The following is a 14158-nucleotide window of genomic DNA, read 5'->3' as shown; positions in this document are numbered from 1 at the left end:
AATAATGTTTGGTGGAAGTTTCTTTGAAAATTGAGTAAATTTATTTAAACAATTCATTAATTTCAAAGAACATTTTTTCAAAGTTACTCAATGTTTTTTCAGAAAAGAAAGATTTATCCACTCCTAATTGGTTTAGTTTATTCGCTGGTCTGTAATGATTAAATCTATTTTGAGCAATTATTTTATTAATTTGTTTTATAATTGTATCTAAAGAATTGTCAAGATCAGTAACTTTAATTTCTGTAAAGTCATTCTCAAAGCCTGCATTGAAAAGCTTCAAATATTCATTCTTATCAAACATATCTTCAATATCTGCTGTCGTTTTTCCATTGTTAGTAAATTCGTCAAAGAACCGAATGTTTTTCTCTTTAATGATTTTATGATGGATGAGATCATCCACTTTCTTTTTACCTTTTTGGTCTGTAAATGTGTCAAGTAAGCAAACAACATTTAACTTTGAACCACGAAGTAAAGAAATGAATGTTGTAACCTTATCTAGACCTCCAACAGGAACTATAGTAATGTTTTCGTTTAAAAAAGTTCTTTTTTCAATTTCAAGAATATTAGAAAGGACTGTTAGATAAATTAAGTCCGCCGGTCCTTCAACAAGTAAGTTATTTTTTGATACAAAAAGATTTTGAGCAATATCATAGCCTAATGCTGCTTGTAGGGGAAATAGGGTGTTTGGGTCTTTTTCTTGTATTGTGTCCGAAATTTTCGTTCCTTCAACTGTCTCTAAGCAGGTTCGCACTCTATTTAAATTTACTGAATTAACCATGAATGGAGAATGAGTTGTATAAATAATTTGATACTTATCTGAAAGGTCTTCAATGAAATTCAGTAAGTCTGCTTGTGCAGAGGCATGGAGGTTTAACCCTGGCTCGTCAAGTAATAAAATATAATCTGAATTTTTATCTGCCTGTATTTTACTAAACCAAATAATGAATGAGAAGAACCAATTAAATCCTTTGCTACGACGGTCTAACGGTAGCGAAATTTTATGTCGCTGGCTCTTTACTCTAATATCAAGAAATTTTTCTCGTTCGCCTTGGGGATTTGTTATGTCTTGAATTTTAAAATCTATGTCAAGATTTTTATTTGTTGACCAATATTTAAATATTTCATTTGTAATTTTATTTGAGGATGCTTCTAAAAGAGCAATGTACTTCTCATACTCTCGTTCATCAGAGTTAATTATTTCTTCTGGTTTTATCCTTGCAAGTTCAAATAGAGCTTTAGAAGTTTTATCTTTTTCAGTATTTGGCGATTCGTTATGAAGCTTGTTAATGTTAATTTTTCCGGGAAGAGGATAGTAGTCGTCGAAATACCAAAATTTTGGCATTTTTGGATGTATCCATGTTTTTGCAATGTATGATTCCAAAAGATTGTCCCAACTCGGTGATGTATAAGCCCCATCAATTATTTTTTTAATCTCATGTTGGAAAGGCACCAAGTCCTCATCACTTTCAGAAGGGACTAATGCAGCAATATCCTTTAAAGATGCAACTTTTTTAATTTCTGCTTTAGTTTCATCTGAAATAATTAAATTACTGATTTTTTGATTTACAAATTCATTTTGATTGGCGTTAATTCCACCGAAGGTGTTTGACTCACTTTTATATTTACGAGTAATTGAAAACTCCTTGGTATTGAAAATTCCTTTTCCAATATCATCTTCGATTAACATTATTAGATCGGGTGATATTTCATATTCACATTCGATAATGTCACAATCTTCTTCACTATGTTGGAAGTCAATCAGTTCGTTTCTGGGATAATCATCTATAATGTTAAATTTAAAGTCATTGTCCGAAATGAAATAATTAGTTTTGGCCATAGCTGTAAGGAATGAGGTCTTTCCTGATTCATTCATCCCAACAATTGTTGTAATCGCTGGATCAATGTCTATGGTCTGAGGTTTTTGAACGCTTTTGTATTTATTTAAAGTTACCCTTTTTAATTTTATCATTTTTCGCTCCCCTTTTTTAATTAATCTATTAAAATAATAACATATAATGGAAGCGTAAAATATAATATTCGATATCAATTTTGTAAATTTTATTTTATAGGATAAATGTCTCCCATTTCAAAAATCGAGGAATTACAAGAGTTATTAAACACTTGATGAAATACATGTCAAAAATACGAATGAAAATGATTTTGGTTTAATGAAACGGCAGGGAGTTCAAGTCGAATATTTGTAAAAATATCGAATTGTGCATGAATATGCAGAACTTTGTATATCTGCCTGTTCATCAATTTTTTCAATTAATAATTAAAAGACAAAAATTAAGATGATCCTTTTATTATAATGTTTTATTAATTAATAACTTAAGTTCTTACTAAGATAATGTTGGTCCCGTTATTCGGTGGATGAAAAATGGTTAGTGCCGCATTTTGAGAAGATGCTGTACGACAATGCGTTGTTAATTATGACATACATAGAAGCTTTTCAGGTGACCGGTAAAGCAAAGTATGCAGAAGTCGCTGAGCAGATCATTACTTACGTTCTTCGGGATATGACGGATGAGGGCGGAGCCTTCTATTCAGCGGAGGATGCCGACTCGGAAGGGGAGGAAGGCAAGTTCTACGTCTGGACGCCGGATGAAGTGGAGGACATATTAGGGATTGAGGAAAGCGATCTATATTCCGAGCTGTACGACATTACGGAGTCGGGCAATTTTGAGGGGCAAAATATCCCGAATTTAATTGGAACGACGATGGAATCTTTTGCGAAGCGTAAGCAAATCCCACTGGATGAGCTGAAGCAGCGCATCGAGGCTGCCCGCGTCAAGCTGTTCGAGCATCGCAAGCAGCGCATCCATCCGGGCAAGGATGATAAGATTCTGACCGCGTGGAACGGTCTGATGATTGTTGCGCTATCCAAGGCAGCACGCGCCTTGGATAAGCCAGCTTACGCGGAGGCAGCTGCGAAAGCTGCGGAATTCCTCCTGCGCGAGCTGCGCCGCGAGGATGGGCGGTTGCTCGCCCGCTATCGCGATGGCGAAGCGGCTTTCCTCGGCTACGTGGACGACTACGCGTTCCTCGTTTGGGGCCTCATCGAGCTGTACGAGACCACGTTCGAGCTTCGCTATCTCCGTGAAGCGATCCAGCTGAACGCAGAGATGCTTCGTCTCTTCGGAGACGAAGAGAAGGGCGGGCTCTTCTTCTACGGCAGCGACGCCGAGCAGCTGCTCACCCGCCCCAAAGAGATCTACGACGGCGCAATGCCGTCGGGCAACGCTGCAGCCGCGCTGAACCTGCTGCGGCTGTCCAGACTGACCTACGACGCGAAGCTGTCGCAGGCAGCAGATGAGCAGCTCCAGGCATTCGCCGGAGCTGTCGCGTCCTACCCGCCGGGCCACGCGCTCACGTTGGCCGCGCTCGACTTCGTGTATGGCGAAGCCAGCGAAATCGTCATCGCCGGCGATCCGGCGAAGCCAGAGACGCAGCTCATGCTGCGCACGGTGCAGCGGCAGTACCTGCCAAATGCGCTGCTAATTCTTCATCCGCCTGGAGCGGCGGGTGAAGAAGTGCGCAAGCTCATTCCGCTGGTACAAGACAAGCTGCCGCTTGGAGGGCAGGCTACGGCCTACGTGTGCCAGAACTTCGCCTGCCAAGCGCCGACGCAGGATCTCGAGGAGCTCGAAAATCTCTCCTCGAAACACTGATAATAATTATCATTATTGGTTACAATGAGAATAAGGGCAAGGAAAAAAGAGAAGAGGCCCCCGACAGGGCCTCTTTTTACGCTCTGGATTTTCACTCTAACTCTTACGCTCTAGCTCTAACGCTCTAGCTCTAACGCTCTAGCTCTAACGCTCTAGCTCTAACGCTCTAGCTCTAACGCTCTAGCTCTAACGCTCTAACTCTAACGCACTAGCTCTAACGCTCTAGCTCTAACGCTCTAGCTCTAACGCTCTAGCTCTAACGCTCTAGCTCTAACGCTCTAACTCTAACGCACTAAATCTTTCGCTCTAAATCTTAGACTCAAACGTCTTACAATCCGTTTCCTCAGAATTACGAGCTTGGTCATTGCCGCGGTGACTCACGACATAAATCGAGCTCGCATTGCATTTGTTTTCGTTAGCCCAATATTTGCAGGAATTCACTTCACAAAGAACATCTTTAGCCATGCCTCTTTCACCTCCAATACATAATATAGGGATCTTTGTTCGAAGAACAAAGTCTCTCCTTTTTGGGATCTTTGTTCGAAGAACAAAGTCTCTCCTTTTTGGGATCTTTGTTCGAAGAACAAAGTCTCTCCTTTTTGGGATCTTTGTTCGAAGAACAAAGTCTCTCCTTTTTGGAATCTTTGTTCGGAGAACAAAGTCTCTCCTTAATTAGGGTGGTCGAAAGAGGCCTATTTTTATACATAGCTGGTAGGGTTTATTATTCACCTTAGCAATGATTACCCACATATACATGGAGTAGCTACAAACTTCAAGGGGTTGAACCTATGGCTAAGGATGAGCTGCAACAATGTGTTAGGTGTAAATATGTCGCGGATAAAGAAGATAACTACTGCATTCGTTGTGGAGCACCGCTTAAGAATAAGTGTACCAAAGAGAAAACCTTGCTGCATAAAGGGTGCTACAAAGTTAACAAGCCGGACGCCAAGTATTGTTCGGGCTGCGGTACTGAAACCATTTTTAGCGAATGGGGTCTTATCTGATCTGCATAAAAAAAGACCACAGCAGGTTTAATCTGTTTGTGGTCTAATTTTTTGTCTAATTTTTTTTGGACTATTTTTTTATGTATTCATTCATTTATTCTGCAAAATCAATTTCCATAAGTCCGCTTGATCATATCCAAGCCGCCATGCAGCGACACCAGCGATGTCGTACTTTTTCGCCATGTCCAGACGAGCTTTGACCGTAGCCTCATCTTCCAACCAGAAGATATAGGTGAACCCATCCTCTTGGTACTCGATCCGATATTGTTCGAAGGTCTTGTCCCAAGTTTGTTTGGTTGATTTGGAAGCCAATAAAGCTGGGATGTCTTTCATCAACAAGGTTCGATTACTTTGCAAGGCACCGGCTGAATCCAGCTTCCATTCACGCACATAGTAAGGGATACCTAGAATGATTTTGTCCCGTGGAATGCCATAGGAAAGGAATTCTTGAATACCGCCATCCGTCCAAGGAAGCCCGGCAACGGACCCCGCAGATGTACTGCCACGCCAGAATTGATCGTAGGCCATGATGACGACGTAATCTACCAGACTCCCCAGCTTCTCATGATCGAATGCAGAAAGATGGTTCCATTTAACACTACCACGCGGCAGATCAATGGATACAACTAAGCTGTTCAAGTGAGCGTAGGAGGTCAATTTGGTCATGAAGGCTGTAAAAGCATTACGATCCGAACCAGCCAGGCTTTCGAAATCCACATTAATGCCCGGAACGCCAAGCTGGACAGAGCGGTCTACCAAGGCTTTAACGAATTTGTCTTGGGCAGCGCTATCCGCAAGGAATTGAGTCGTCAAGGTTGAGCTAAATTGGTTGCTGACTAGCGGATAAACGGTGTATCCATTCTTTTGCAACCATTTGACGGTATCGGCATTGGATTGATCCTTCAAATTACCTGCTGCATCCGCAAGCTCGAAATAGCTCGGAGAATCAACATCAAGTCCGACCGTATTATTCAGATGCGCTTTAATCGCATCACCACCGGCCATGCCGTTCCAGCCCCATACCTGCAGCTTTTTGAAATTATCCCATAGGAAGCGATGATCGAGCGTTTGAACAGAAGAATTACTATATTGCACACTGTAACTTAAAGCTTCGGGAATCGTCTTGAATTCCCCAATGAGTGCTGTATTCTGAAACACTTGATATGAGGCGTAATTGTTCCAAATTTTGCGGCCATCCATGAAGATGGAGCTGTGTCCCCATAGACGTGCGTAGTCTGCTGCTTCATTCAAGGAAGCAAAGTCCTGCAAAAACGTATCATTCTGAAATACTTTATAAACTTTAAGATTGCTATAAACGGTTTTTTGCGTATTTTTATTAACGACGGAAGAATTTCCCCATTTGAGAGCTTCGTCAATAGCGTCCTCTAAGGATGCAAATTCCCAATTATTTGCTGAAAATGTACCTTGAAACACCTTATAAATAAGCTCGCCAGTGCGAAGTGCTTGCTTTTCCTCGCTTGAAATATTGTCCCAAATCCACTTATTACTGTTTAAATCAATAATATGAGCGCCGCCCCATTTCTTCGCTTCGGCAACGGCTTCGTTCAGTGTTAGAAACTTCCATGAATCCTGCGTGATCTCATTTTGGTAGACCTGGAAATTAGGGTAGTTGTTCCACACCCAACCAGTGGATTGCAGGTCCCTAACACTTGCATTGGACCATTTCTTTGCTTCAGCGATGGCTGTGTCCAATGAGGCAAATTGCCATTCAGGCAATGTTACATCCAACTGAAAAACTTGATAGCGAGGGAAATTGTTCCATAGCCATTTACGAGTGCTAATTTCTTCGACATGACTATTCGTAAAGCCTTTTGCAAATGCTTCTGCTTGCCCATAAGCCGCAAATTCCATGAGTACATGATTGTATTGATAGACGCGATATTTCGTTGTTTTGTCCAAACTTGATTGAACTATACCTGCTGCCTGAACAGCATTTGGTACGCTCATTGATAATAATAGGGTGCCTGTGAGCATCCATTTCCCAATTTTCATCCATCACGCCTCTTTCTAGTAAACTACTTAATTGGACGTAGGATATGATAGTTTGGTTGCGATGGAAAATGTATGAAAATTAGTAGTCCCTTATTGATGTTGGACGATGGCACAACTTTCGAGTAACATGAGAAGTAATTAGACATTACCGTGATCACAACAAGGTGAGGGGAAGCAATCATGAAGCCGTATCCGGGGGCATATATCGATTATTTACTTTATTTCCATGCACAGCGAGATTATTTTGAATGCCATGAAGTGATGGAGGAGTTCTGGAAGGAGCATCTTGGGGATACACGCAGCAGAACCTATGTGGCTCTTATTCAAATTGCTGTAGGTATGTATCATATTCGCAGAGGTAATCGCAATGGTGCTGTGAAAATGCTGCAAAGCGCGGGAAGGAATGCGGAAGCTCCTCATGTCCTTTCTTTGGGGCTAAACCCCGAGAAGCTTCAAGAGCTTCTTAACCAGGTTTGGTCTTCTATTGAGAAAGATGAATTTCTTTATGAGGATATTAATTTGCCTATTACTGACCCGGAACTTATAGAATTCTGCTTAAAAGAGTGCGACAGAAGAGGGCTGATATGGCAGAAGCCAAGCCTGATGGAAGATGAGCTGCTCATCCAAAAACATACGCGGAGAGATCGTTCAGAGGTAATCAATGAAAGAGCAAGGCAGCAACAGATCCGTAAGGAAAAGGGTGGCGTTAGATGAGTTCGGATGGCAAAGTTCTAGTTGTAGATGACGAGCCGAATATTGCTGAAGTCGTCAGACTGTATTTGGAGCACTCAAACTATGAGGCGATTATATTGCCGCGAGGGCAGGAAGTGCTTCGTACGATTATAAATGAGAAACCAAACTTGGTCCTACTAGATATCATGCTGCCTGATATATCCGGCTACGAGCTATGTGAGCAAATACGCAAAATGGAGGCCCCCTTTCATCAAACGCCAATCATTTTCCTCACGGCAAAAGGGGAGTCCATCGATAAGCTGAGAGGGTTTAATCTGGGGGTTGACGATTATTTGGTCAAGCCTTTCGATCCGAATGAGCTCATTGCCCGTATTAAGGCCGTGCTGCGCCGCACGATTCAAGTGCCTATGGAACTGTCTCAAACCCAGAATTCATCCCGCAAATGGCTGGAGATCGGCAATATAGTTATCGATCTTGAGCAGTATCGGGTCACAGTCGGTGGAAAACGGGTTGAGCTTACGCCGAAGGAGATTGAGCTGTTGTATTTCCTGACCAGCCATCCAAGCCGTGTATTTACACGAGAGGATCTTCTCGGTTATGTGTGGAATTTTGATTTTACAGGCGGTACGCGCACAGTGGATGCCCATGTGAAAAACTTGCGTAAAAAACTAGGACAGCATGAGATGTGGTGCATCCAGACCCTGTGGGGAATTGGCTACTCCTTTGAGGTGGTTCAGCATGTTTAAACGTTGGTTGACGGGAAAGAGCAACAGCTTATATCTGAAAATTTTCCTGTCTTTTCTTGCGACTTGCGTGCTTTTTTTTGCTGGTCTTTTCCTGTTCTGGAATTACTATTTTACGGATTTATTTTATAAAGATAAGATCGAACTGATGGAGAAGCGTAATGTTGAAGTTACTCGCTTAATGAATTCTTTACAGGATGGAACGATCTCAACCCGAGAGCTGAAATATACGGTACGTATTTTAGCTAGAAGCATTAATGGACAAGTTTGGCTTGTTGACGACAAGGGGAATATTCTGAATGGCTCCTCGGATAGTGAAGGGAGAGCTATTCCTAAACAGATGGATACGCTCTTTATCGATGGTCTTCACGGTCATACCGGCTATGGAATGGTTGGCTTACCAACACCTGATGGACGAAATGTAAATCTGTTTACGTATCACGCCCCGTATCAACTAAACGGACAACCTATGGTCATCATTCTTCATTTTCCGGCTGGTGATATAAGTGAAGCCATTTCCGCAGTTCGCGTTAACATTCTGGTCCCCCTATTATTTTCACTGGTAGCTGTTGGGTTCATTCTGTTTTTCATTTCTCGCAAACTCGCAGGTCCGCTTCAACAGATGAATCGAGCCGCACTTGAGCTCGCGCATGGTGATTTCACGACACGGGTTCCGGTCACCTCACAGGATGAGGTAGGGCAGCTTGCTGCTAGCTTCAACTTCATGGTCGAACAGCTGGAGGAATGGGAAGGAACAAGACAGGAGTTTTTGACGAATGTATCCCATGAGCTGCGTTCTCCGTTAACTACACTTCGCGGTTTTATTGTGGCAATGAATGATAAGGTCATTCCTGAAGAGAAATATTCGCATTACCTGCATATCTGTGATCAGGAAGTTCAGCGGCTGCAGCGTCTTGTGACCGATCTATTAGATTTGGCGCAGATTCAAAACGGGGTCGATGTGTTCCGACTTAGGCCTGTATCTATCGCAGAAACACTTGAAGAATCCTTGGAACTGCTGAAGGCACCGATAGCAGCGAAGGAAATAAACTTTCACCTCATTCTTCCTGAGCCGGATAAGATGCCCTCCCAGGTTCAATTAGACCCTGATCGATTTGCCCAAATTGTACAGAATTTAATCTATAATTCGTTGAAATTCACACCAAAGGGCGGAACGCTAACGGTAGCTCTCGAAGAGCAGGAGCGCGAGGTTCATATGTATGTTCGTGACACAGGGGAAGGGATGACTGATGCCGAGTTAGAACGCATCTGGGATCGTTTCTATAAAGCAGATGAAGCTAGAACTTCGCGGTCCGACGTTAAGACAGGAACAGGTCTTGGACTTACGATTGTGAAGCATTTGGTTACTGGCATGAATGGAACGATACATGTTCGCAGTCGAGTGAGCGAAGGGACCGAATTTCGTGTTACTTTTCCTCGTATTACGTAGATCTTTCACAATTTTTTTACATCTAAAGCAAACTTAATTCATGATTATTTCGTATCCTGTTGCTGTTGGACAGGATTTTTTGTTTTGGAGGTGTATGTAAGGTGAAATACACACGGAAAATGGTGCTGTGTTTAACGCTCATTTCCTTCCTGCTAAGTGGTTGCAGTGGGCATATGCCATTGCTTGACAGCACTTCGGCATTGGCATCGCCTACGCCATCATCTGGGACAACTCCGCAGGAAGAACCCCCCGCTGAAGATGTCCAAAATCTTAGAGAGATGCAGCTCGTTATGTTGTTTCAGGGATTAATTCGAATGGATCGGCTTGACTCCCTAACCATAACGGCCAAGCAGGCTGAGGCTATTCTGCCCTTTGTTCGCAAAAGTATGGATGAAGGAAGCATTACCGAGTCCGAGCAAAAACAAGTAATCAATGGCTTAACGCTTCCGCAGCGAACATTTCTGGATGAACAATCCAAACAAATGAAGAAGCGTATTGCGGCGCGGATGGACAATCTGGGTGAAGAGCTGTCCTCAGAAGAACGGGAAAAGCGAGTCAATGCGTTTATTCAAAAAAGAAAGGCGGAGCGCCAGGTTGAAGCAGGCATGACGGACCGTGGAAACGGTGAATTTCAGCTTTTTGACCAAAGAAGTATGGGAATCAGTGTAGAACAGCAGTTAATGGAGCTGCTTACGTCCAAACATGACTAAATTTAAGTAGCAAGTGATGAAGGAACAATCAAGGCTTACGCTGCAAGTTTTGGTTGAGCAAAAAAGTTAAGCATATGATTTCGAAGCCAGTTATCTGGCGAAAACTCTAAGGGGGAAGTCACTTCATGAAATGGTATCGCAGTAAGTGGTTCATTGTGATTGTTGCAGTAAGCGTTTGTGCAGGTGGTTCGTATGCTTACTTCGGTGGGAAAGGGAAGAAAGCAAAGGCTGCTGCTGTTAAAGAGGTGACGGTCGATGCCAAAAAAGGGAATATCCGCTTCTCCGTCTCTGGCACGGCACAGTTCGAGCCCAAGGATACACAAACGATTTCATCCACAGAAAATGCGAATATTAAATCCATTAATTTAACACGAAACCAAGCGGTTAAAGCTGGAGATGTGCTAATTGAACTAACGAGTACAAGCTTGGAAAGCGACTTGCAAGATGCCCAGCTGACTTATGAACAACTTGAGAAAGATTTGAATTCCTTACAGCAGCAGCAAGGATTAATGGGTGTTAAAGCACCTATTTCTGGTAAACTTACATACGCGAATAACATCGATTTAGGGTCGACAATCAATAAATCGACCAAAATTGCCACGATTGGTGATTTAAGTACATTAACCGTAACACTTCCATTCTTTGTGGAAGATGCTTCTCAGCTTCATAAGGGAGATCCGGTGGATATTACGTTAGATGGATTTATGATTACAAAAACAGGATCGATTCAAAGTATCTCCAAAGATCCAAAATCGGATGGAAAAGGCGGTAAACTGATCGACATCGAAGTTTCTGTCCCGAATGACAACTCCATGGATGCAGGAACGAATGTATCGGGTTCGGTTACTATCGGTGGGCGAACCATCGATTCACAAGGCAAGGGGGCCTTGGAGTATCTGAAGGTGACGACGATTTTGGCTGGAACGACGGGGAATATATCCAAATTGCCATTCAAAACTGGGAACATGGTACATCAAGGAGATACGATCGCAACCTTCGCGAATGATACAATAGACGATGATATTCTGACGAAACAGTCTGCTCTTGAACGGCAGAAGCTTAAGGTAGACTCGGCTAAAGAGCAGGTGGATTCGCTCAAAATCGTTGCTCCCTTTGACGGCGTATTTTCAACCGACTTTGTGAATAAGAAAAATGATATTTTGAGTAATTTCAGGGTCGGCAGTAAGGTAACCAGTGGCACGCAGTTCGGAGCTGTTGCTAGCCTAGCGAAAATGCAGCTGCCCGTGCAAGTGGATGAGCTGGATTTACCCAATATTAAGACAGGGATGAAAGCTGAAATCAAGGTTGATTCTTACCCTGGACGCATATTCCCGGCTGAAGTGACGCAAATCTCTTCGGTGGGAACGACAACGAATGGCGTAACCTTCTATGATGTTGTCCTAGCCGCTGAAAATAAAGACAACATGTTGAAATATGGGATGACGGCAACTGGCGAAATTTTAATTCAAGATAAAAAAGACGTGATTTATTTACCGCCAGAAGCGCTGCAATCGCAAAAAGGGAAGCGTGTCGTTTCTTTGAAGAAAGCCGATGGTACGGTTGATAATGAACACGAGGTTAAAATTGGAATTCGCTCCAAAACGCAAATCGAAATCACCGAAGGTCTTAAAGAAGGCGATAAAGTTGTTCTGCCTGTCGTGAAGAGACAGCAGAATTTAAGCCAGGATGAAATTAATCGTTTGAGACAGCAGTTCCAGCAAAACGGTGGCGCTGGAGGCGCTGGTGGATTTGGTGGCGGTGCAGGTGGTGCTGGATTCCAAGGCGGAGCTGGTGGAGCAGGTGCAGGCGGTAACGGTGGTGCTGGGGGCAATACGGGAGCTACTCGGACTAACGGCGGTGGCGGTACCAGATAATACGGCCGGGAAAGGAGTTATTGCGGTATGAATATCATTGAACTGAAAGAGATTACCAAAACATATAAACGCGGGGAAGAAGATCTTCATGTTCTGCGCAGCATATCGCTTTCCGTTGCCGAGGGTGATTTTGTCGCCATTATCGGACCGAGTGGATCAGGGAAATCGACACTCATGAACACGATTGGATTATTGGATGTGCCTACGACTGGCAGTTATACGCTGGATGGCGTTGTGACCGAGAATATGGGTGATAATGCCCTTGCTGAACTGCGAAACCAGAAGATCGGCTTCATTTTCCAACAATTTAATTTATTGCCTCGTTTGTCAGCTATGGAAAATGTAGAGCTACCGATGATCTATGCTGGCATACCAAGGAAGGAACGGCGGGAGCGGGCTAACAACATGTTGAAGATGCTCGGGATGGGAGAGCGTGGTCATCATAAGCCGAGTGAACTATCAGGCGGCCAGCAGCAGCGTGTGGCCATCGCGCGGGCGCTTGCGATATCACCTTCGCTCATCTTAGCGGATGAACCAACCGGTGCGCTGGACTCCAGAACAGGCGAAGAAGTGTTGGAGTTAATCCTGCAGTTGAATGCGCAAGGTAATACCATCGTATTGATAACGCATGATCATCACATTGCCGACAATGCCAAACGTGTCGTTTCCCTTAAGGATGGCGTTATTATTGATGACTACCGGAATAACATTCAGATGAGCGCACAGCATGAGGTGAGCGTATGAAGCTAAGTGAACTCATTCGAATGTCGCTTCGTACGATCATATCGAGTCCGCTGCGAACATTTTTGACTATGCTAGGCGTCATTATTGGAGTGAGCTCAGTCGTAACCTTGGTATCGATAGGTCAAGGCACTTCAGAGCAAATCGCCAAGCAATACGAGAACATGGGGACGAATCTGCTTGTTGTCACCGCGACCGGGAACGGACGTGCAACGCAATTGAATTATGATGAGCTGATGAATTTCGAGAATTTTCCGGAGTTCCAGTCGATTGCGCCAACGATGACGAAGAATGGATCCAACGTTAAGTATGATCGTACGCAGGAGAAATACAACGTTATTGGAACGAACGATCGCTATTTTAACATTATCAAAGCAAATATTGACAAGGGGCGGAATCTCGCACCAGCTGATCTAGAGTTTCGCTCAAATGTCGCCATATTAGGTAGTGAAGTCGCTAAAACGTTCTTTGGTCAGTTAAACCCAGTAGGTGAAGATATCAATATCGACGGTGTCGTGTTCAATGTGATTGGAACTCTGAAAGAGAAGGGCTCCAATATTGGCGGAGCTTCCGTCGATAGTGCAGTGATTGTGCCTCTGGAAACAGCGAGACGGCAATTCAAGCTGGGACAAATTCGTACTACTTACGTTGAAGCGCCAACGAAGGATGATATTTATACCGCTCAAGATACAATGAAGCAGTATTTGACGTACAAATTCAAAAGCGATACAGGCTTCGTCTTAACGAATCAGGATGAGCTGCTTAAAGCACGGACTGAAGCAACGAATACACTTACGAATCAGTTAGTGGCTGTTGCGCTAATCTCTTTACTCGTCGGTGGCATCGGAATCATGAATATTATGTTGGTTACGGTGAGTGAACGAACGCGTGAAATCGGGATCCGCAAATCGATTGGCGCCAAACGCAGAAATATTTTGCTGCAATTTCTCGTCGAAGCTGTCGTCATCAGTGGTATGGGCGGATTAATCGGACTTGCGCTTGGCATCGGATTATCCTATGCGCTGCCTTATTTTAGCCCGAAGCAAACAACCAGTTTGTCGTTTGATATTAGTTTGTATGCCTTTTTATTTTCGGTGCTTGTCGGTGTTATTTTCGGCTTGTATCCAGCGAATAAAGCGTCTAAATTAAGACCAATTGATGCGTTGCGATCTGATTGATTTGAGAGATTCAAGACTATGCTTACGATGCCAGTTTTGCTAAAGCAAAACTCAGTAGATGCTTACGAAGTAAGTTTTCTA

At 43.3% G+C, this 14158-nt stretch carries 12 protein-coding genes; 9 read left to right on the top strand and 3 right to left on the bottom strand.

All coding sequences use genetic code 11. From position 1 onward, the window contains the following. Nucleotides 1-40: 40 nt before the first annotated feature. Entirely contained in the window at nucleotides 41-1969 is a 1929-nt protein-coding gene (locus tag QFZ81_RS18965; protein WP_307604056.1) for an AAA family ATPase, read from the bottom strand. Between the two features lie 400 nt (nucleotides 1970-2369). Between QFZ81_RS18965 and QFZ81_RS18960 the strand changes: the two genes are divergently transcribed. Continuing rightward, nucleotides 2370-3671, top strand: coding sequence for a thioredoxin domain-containing protein (locus tag QFZ81_RS18960; protein WP_307604054.1), 1302 nt, complete (start codon nucleotides 2370-2372; stop codon nucleotides 3669-3671). 306 nt (nucleotides 3672-3977) lie between these two features. Here QFZ81_RS18960 and QFZ81_RS18955 read toward each other — a convergent pair whose 3' ends face one another. Beyond that, on the bottom strand, nucleotides 3978-4136 hold the full coding sequence (locus QFZ81_RS18955; RefSeq protein ID WP_307442060.1) for a DUF1540 domain-containing protein: 159 nt from the start codon (nucleotides 4134-4136) through the stop codon (nucleotides 3978-3980). Nucleotides 4137-4459: 323 nt separating this feature from the next. Between QFZ81_RS18955 and QFZ81_RS18950 the strand changes: the two genes are divergently transcribed. After that, nucleotides 4460-4675 (top strand): hypothetical protein, encoded by a 216-nt coding sequence (locus tag QFZ81_RS18950; RefSeq protein ID WP_029193210.1) that lies wholly within the window; start codon nucleotides 4460-4462, stop codon nucleotides 4673-4675. A gap of 90 nt (nucleotides 4676-4765) precedes the next feature. Here the strand turns inward: QFZ81_RS18950 and QFZ81_RS18945 are convergent, their stop codons facing one another. Then, nucleotides 4766-6688: a glycosyl hydrolase family 18 protein gene (locus QFZ81_RS18945; protein WP_307604052.1), complete on the bottom strand. Its 1923-nt coding sequence runs from the start codon at nucleotides 6686-6688 to the stop codon at nucleotides 4766-4768. Nucleotides 6689-6868: 180 nt separating this feature from the next. On the opposite strand from QFZ81_RS18945, the gene QFZ81_RS18940 reads away from it, so the two are divergent. From QFZ81_RS18940 to QFZ81_RS18910, 7 genes are all read left to right on the top strand, one after another. Next, entirely contained in the window at nucleotides 6869-7402 is a 534-nt protein-coding gene (locus QFZ81_RS18940) for a DUF309 domain-containing protein (protein ID WP_307604050.1), read from the top strand. Next, complete coding sequence (locus QFZ81_RS18935; protein WP_307604048.1) at nucleotides 7399-8127, top strand: response regulator transcription factor; 729 nt, start codon at nucleotides 7399-7401, stop codon at nucleotides 8125-8127. Before QFZ81_RS18940 ends, QFZ81_RS18935 begins: the two co-directional genes overlap by 4 nt. Beyond that, entirely contained in the window at nucleotides 8120-9574 is a 1455-nt protein-coding gene (locus tag QFZ81_RS18930; RefSeq protein WP_307442067.1) for a sensor histidine kinase, read from the top strand. The genes QFZ81_RS18935 and QFZ81_RS18930 overlap by 8 nt, the downstream gene beginning before the upstream one ends. Before the next feature lie 101 nt (nucleotides 9575-9675). Then, the gene (locus tag QFZ81_RS18925; RefSeq protein WP_307604046.1) at nucleotides 9676-10284 is read left to right on the top strand and encodes a hypothetical protein; all 609 of its coding nucleotides are present in this window, start codon (nucleotides 9676-9678) and stop codon (nucleotides 10282-10284) included. 125 nt (nucleotides 10285-10409) lie between these two features. Further along, entirely contained in the window at nucleotides 10410-12158 is a 1749-nt protein-coding gene (locus QFZ81_RS18920; protein ID WP_307442069.1) for an efflux RND transporter periplasmic adaptor subunit, read from the top strand. Between the two features lie 27 nt (nucleotides 12159-12185). Further along, nucleotides 12186-12902, top strand: coding sequence for an ABC transporter ATP-binding protein (locus tag QFZ81_RS18915; RefSeq protein ID WP_216625563.1), 717 nt, complete (start codon nucleotides 12186-12188; stop codon nucleotides 12900-12902). Next, entirely contained in the window at nucleotides 12899-14077 is a 1179-nt protein-coding gene (locus tag QFZ81_RS18910) for an ABC transporter permease (protein ID WP_307604043.1), read from the top strand. Before QFZ81_RS18915 ends, QFZ81_RS18910 begins: the two co-directional genes overlap by 4 nt. Nucleotides 14078-14158: the final 81 nt, after the last annotated feature.

This window comes from Paenibacillus sp. V4I9 (assembly GCF_030817295.1).
Lineage (GTDB): Bacteria > Bacillota > Bacilli > Paenibacillales > NBRC-103111 > Paenibacillus_E.
The sequence above is the reverse complement of the archived record's forward strand: the minus strand, read 5'-3'. Positions and strand labels throughout refer to the sequence as shown.

Excerpts from the sequence above, each read along its gene's own strand:
- QFZ81_RS18920 (WP_307442069.1), top strand. The coding sequence starts at position 10,410 with ATGAAATGGTATCGCAGTAAGTGGTTCATTGTGATTGTTGCAGTAAGC.
- QFZ81_RS18940 (WP_307604050.1), top strand. The coding sequence starts at position 6,869 with ATGAAGCCGTATCCGGGGGCATATATCGATTATTTACTTTATTTCCAT.
- QFZ81_RS18955 (WP_307442060.1), bottom strand. The coding sequence starts at position 4,136 with ATGGCTAAAGATGTTCTTTGTGAAGTGAATTCCTGCAAATATTGGGCT.
- QFZ81_RS18930 (WP_307442067.1), top strand. The coding sequence starts at position 8,120 with ATGTTTAAACGTTGGTTGACGGGAAAGAGCAACAGCTTATATCTGAAA.
- QFZ81_RS18915 (WP_216625563.1), top strand. The coding sequence starts at position 12,186 with ATGAATATCATTGAACTGAAAGAGATTACCAAAACATATAAACGCGGG.
- QFZ81_RS18965 (WP_307604056.1), bottom strand. The coding sequence starts at position 1,969 with ATGATAAAATTAAAAAGGGTAACTTTAAATAAATACAAAAGCGTTCAA.
- QFZ81_RS18910 (WP_307604043.1), top strand. The coding sequence starts at position 12,899 with ATGAAGCTAAGTGAACTCATTCGAATGTCGCTTCGTACGATCATATCG.
- QFZ81_RS18950 (WP_029193210.1), top strand. The coding sequence starts at position 4,460 with ATGGCTAAGGATGAGCTGCAACAATGTGTTAGGTGTAAATATGTCGCG.
- QFZ81_RS18935 (WP_307604048.1), top strand. The coding sequence starts at position 7,399 with ATGAGTTCGGATGGCAAAGTTCTAGTTGTAGATGACGAGCCGAATATT.
- QFZ81_RS18945 (WP_307604052.1), bottom strand. The coding sequence starts at position 6,688 with ATGAAAATTGGGAAATGGATGCTCACAGGCACCCTATTATTATCAATG.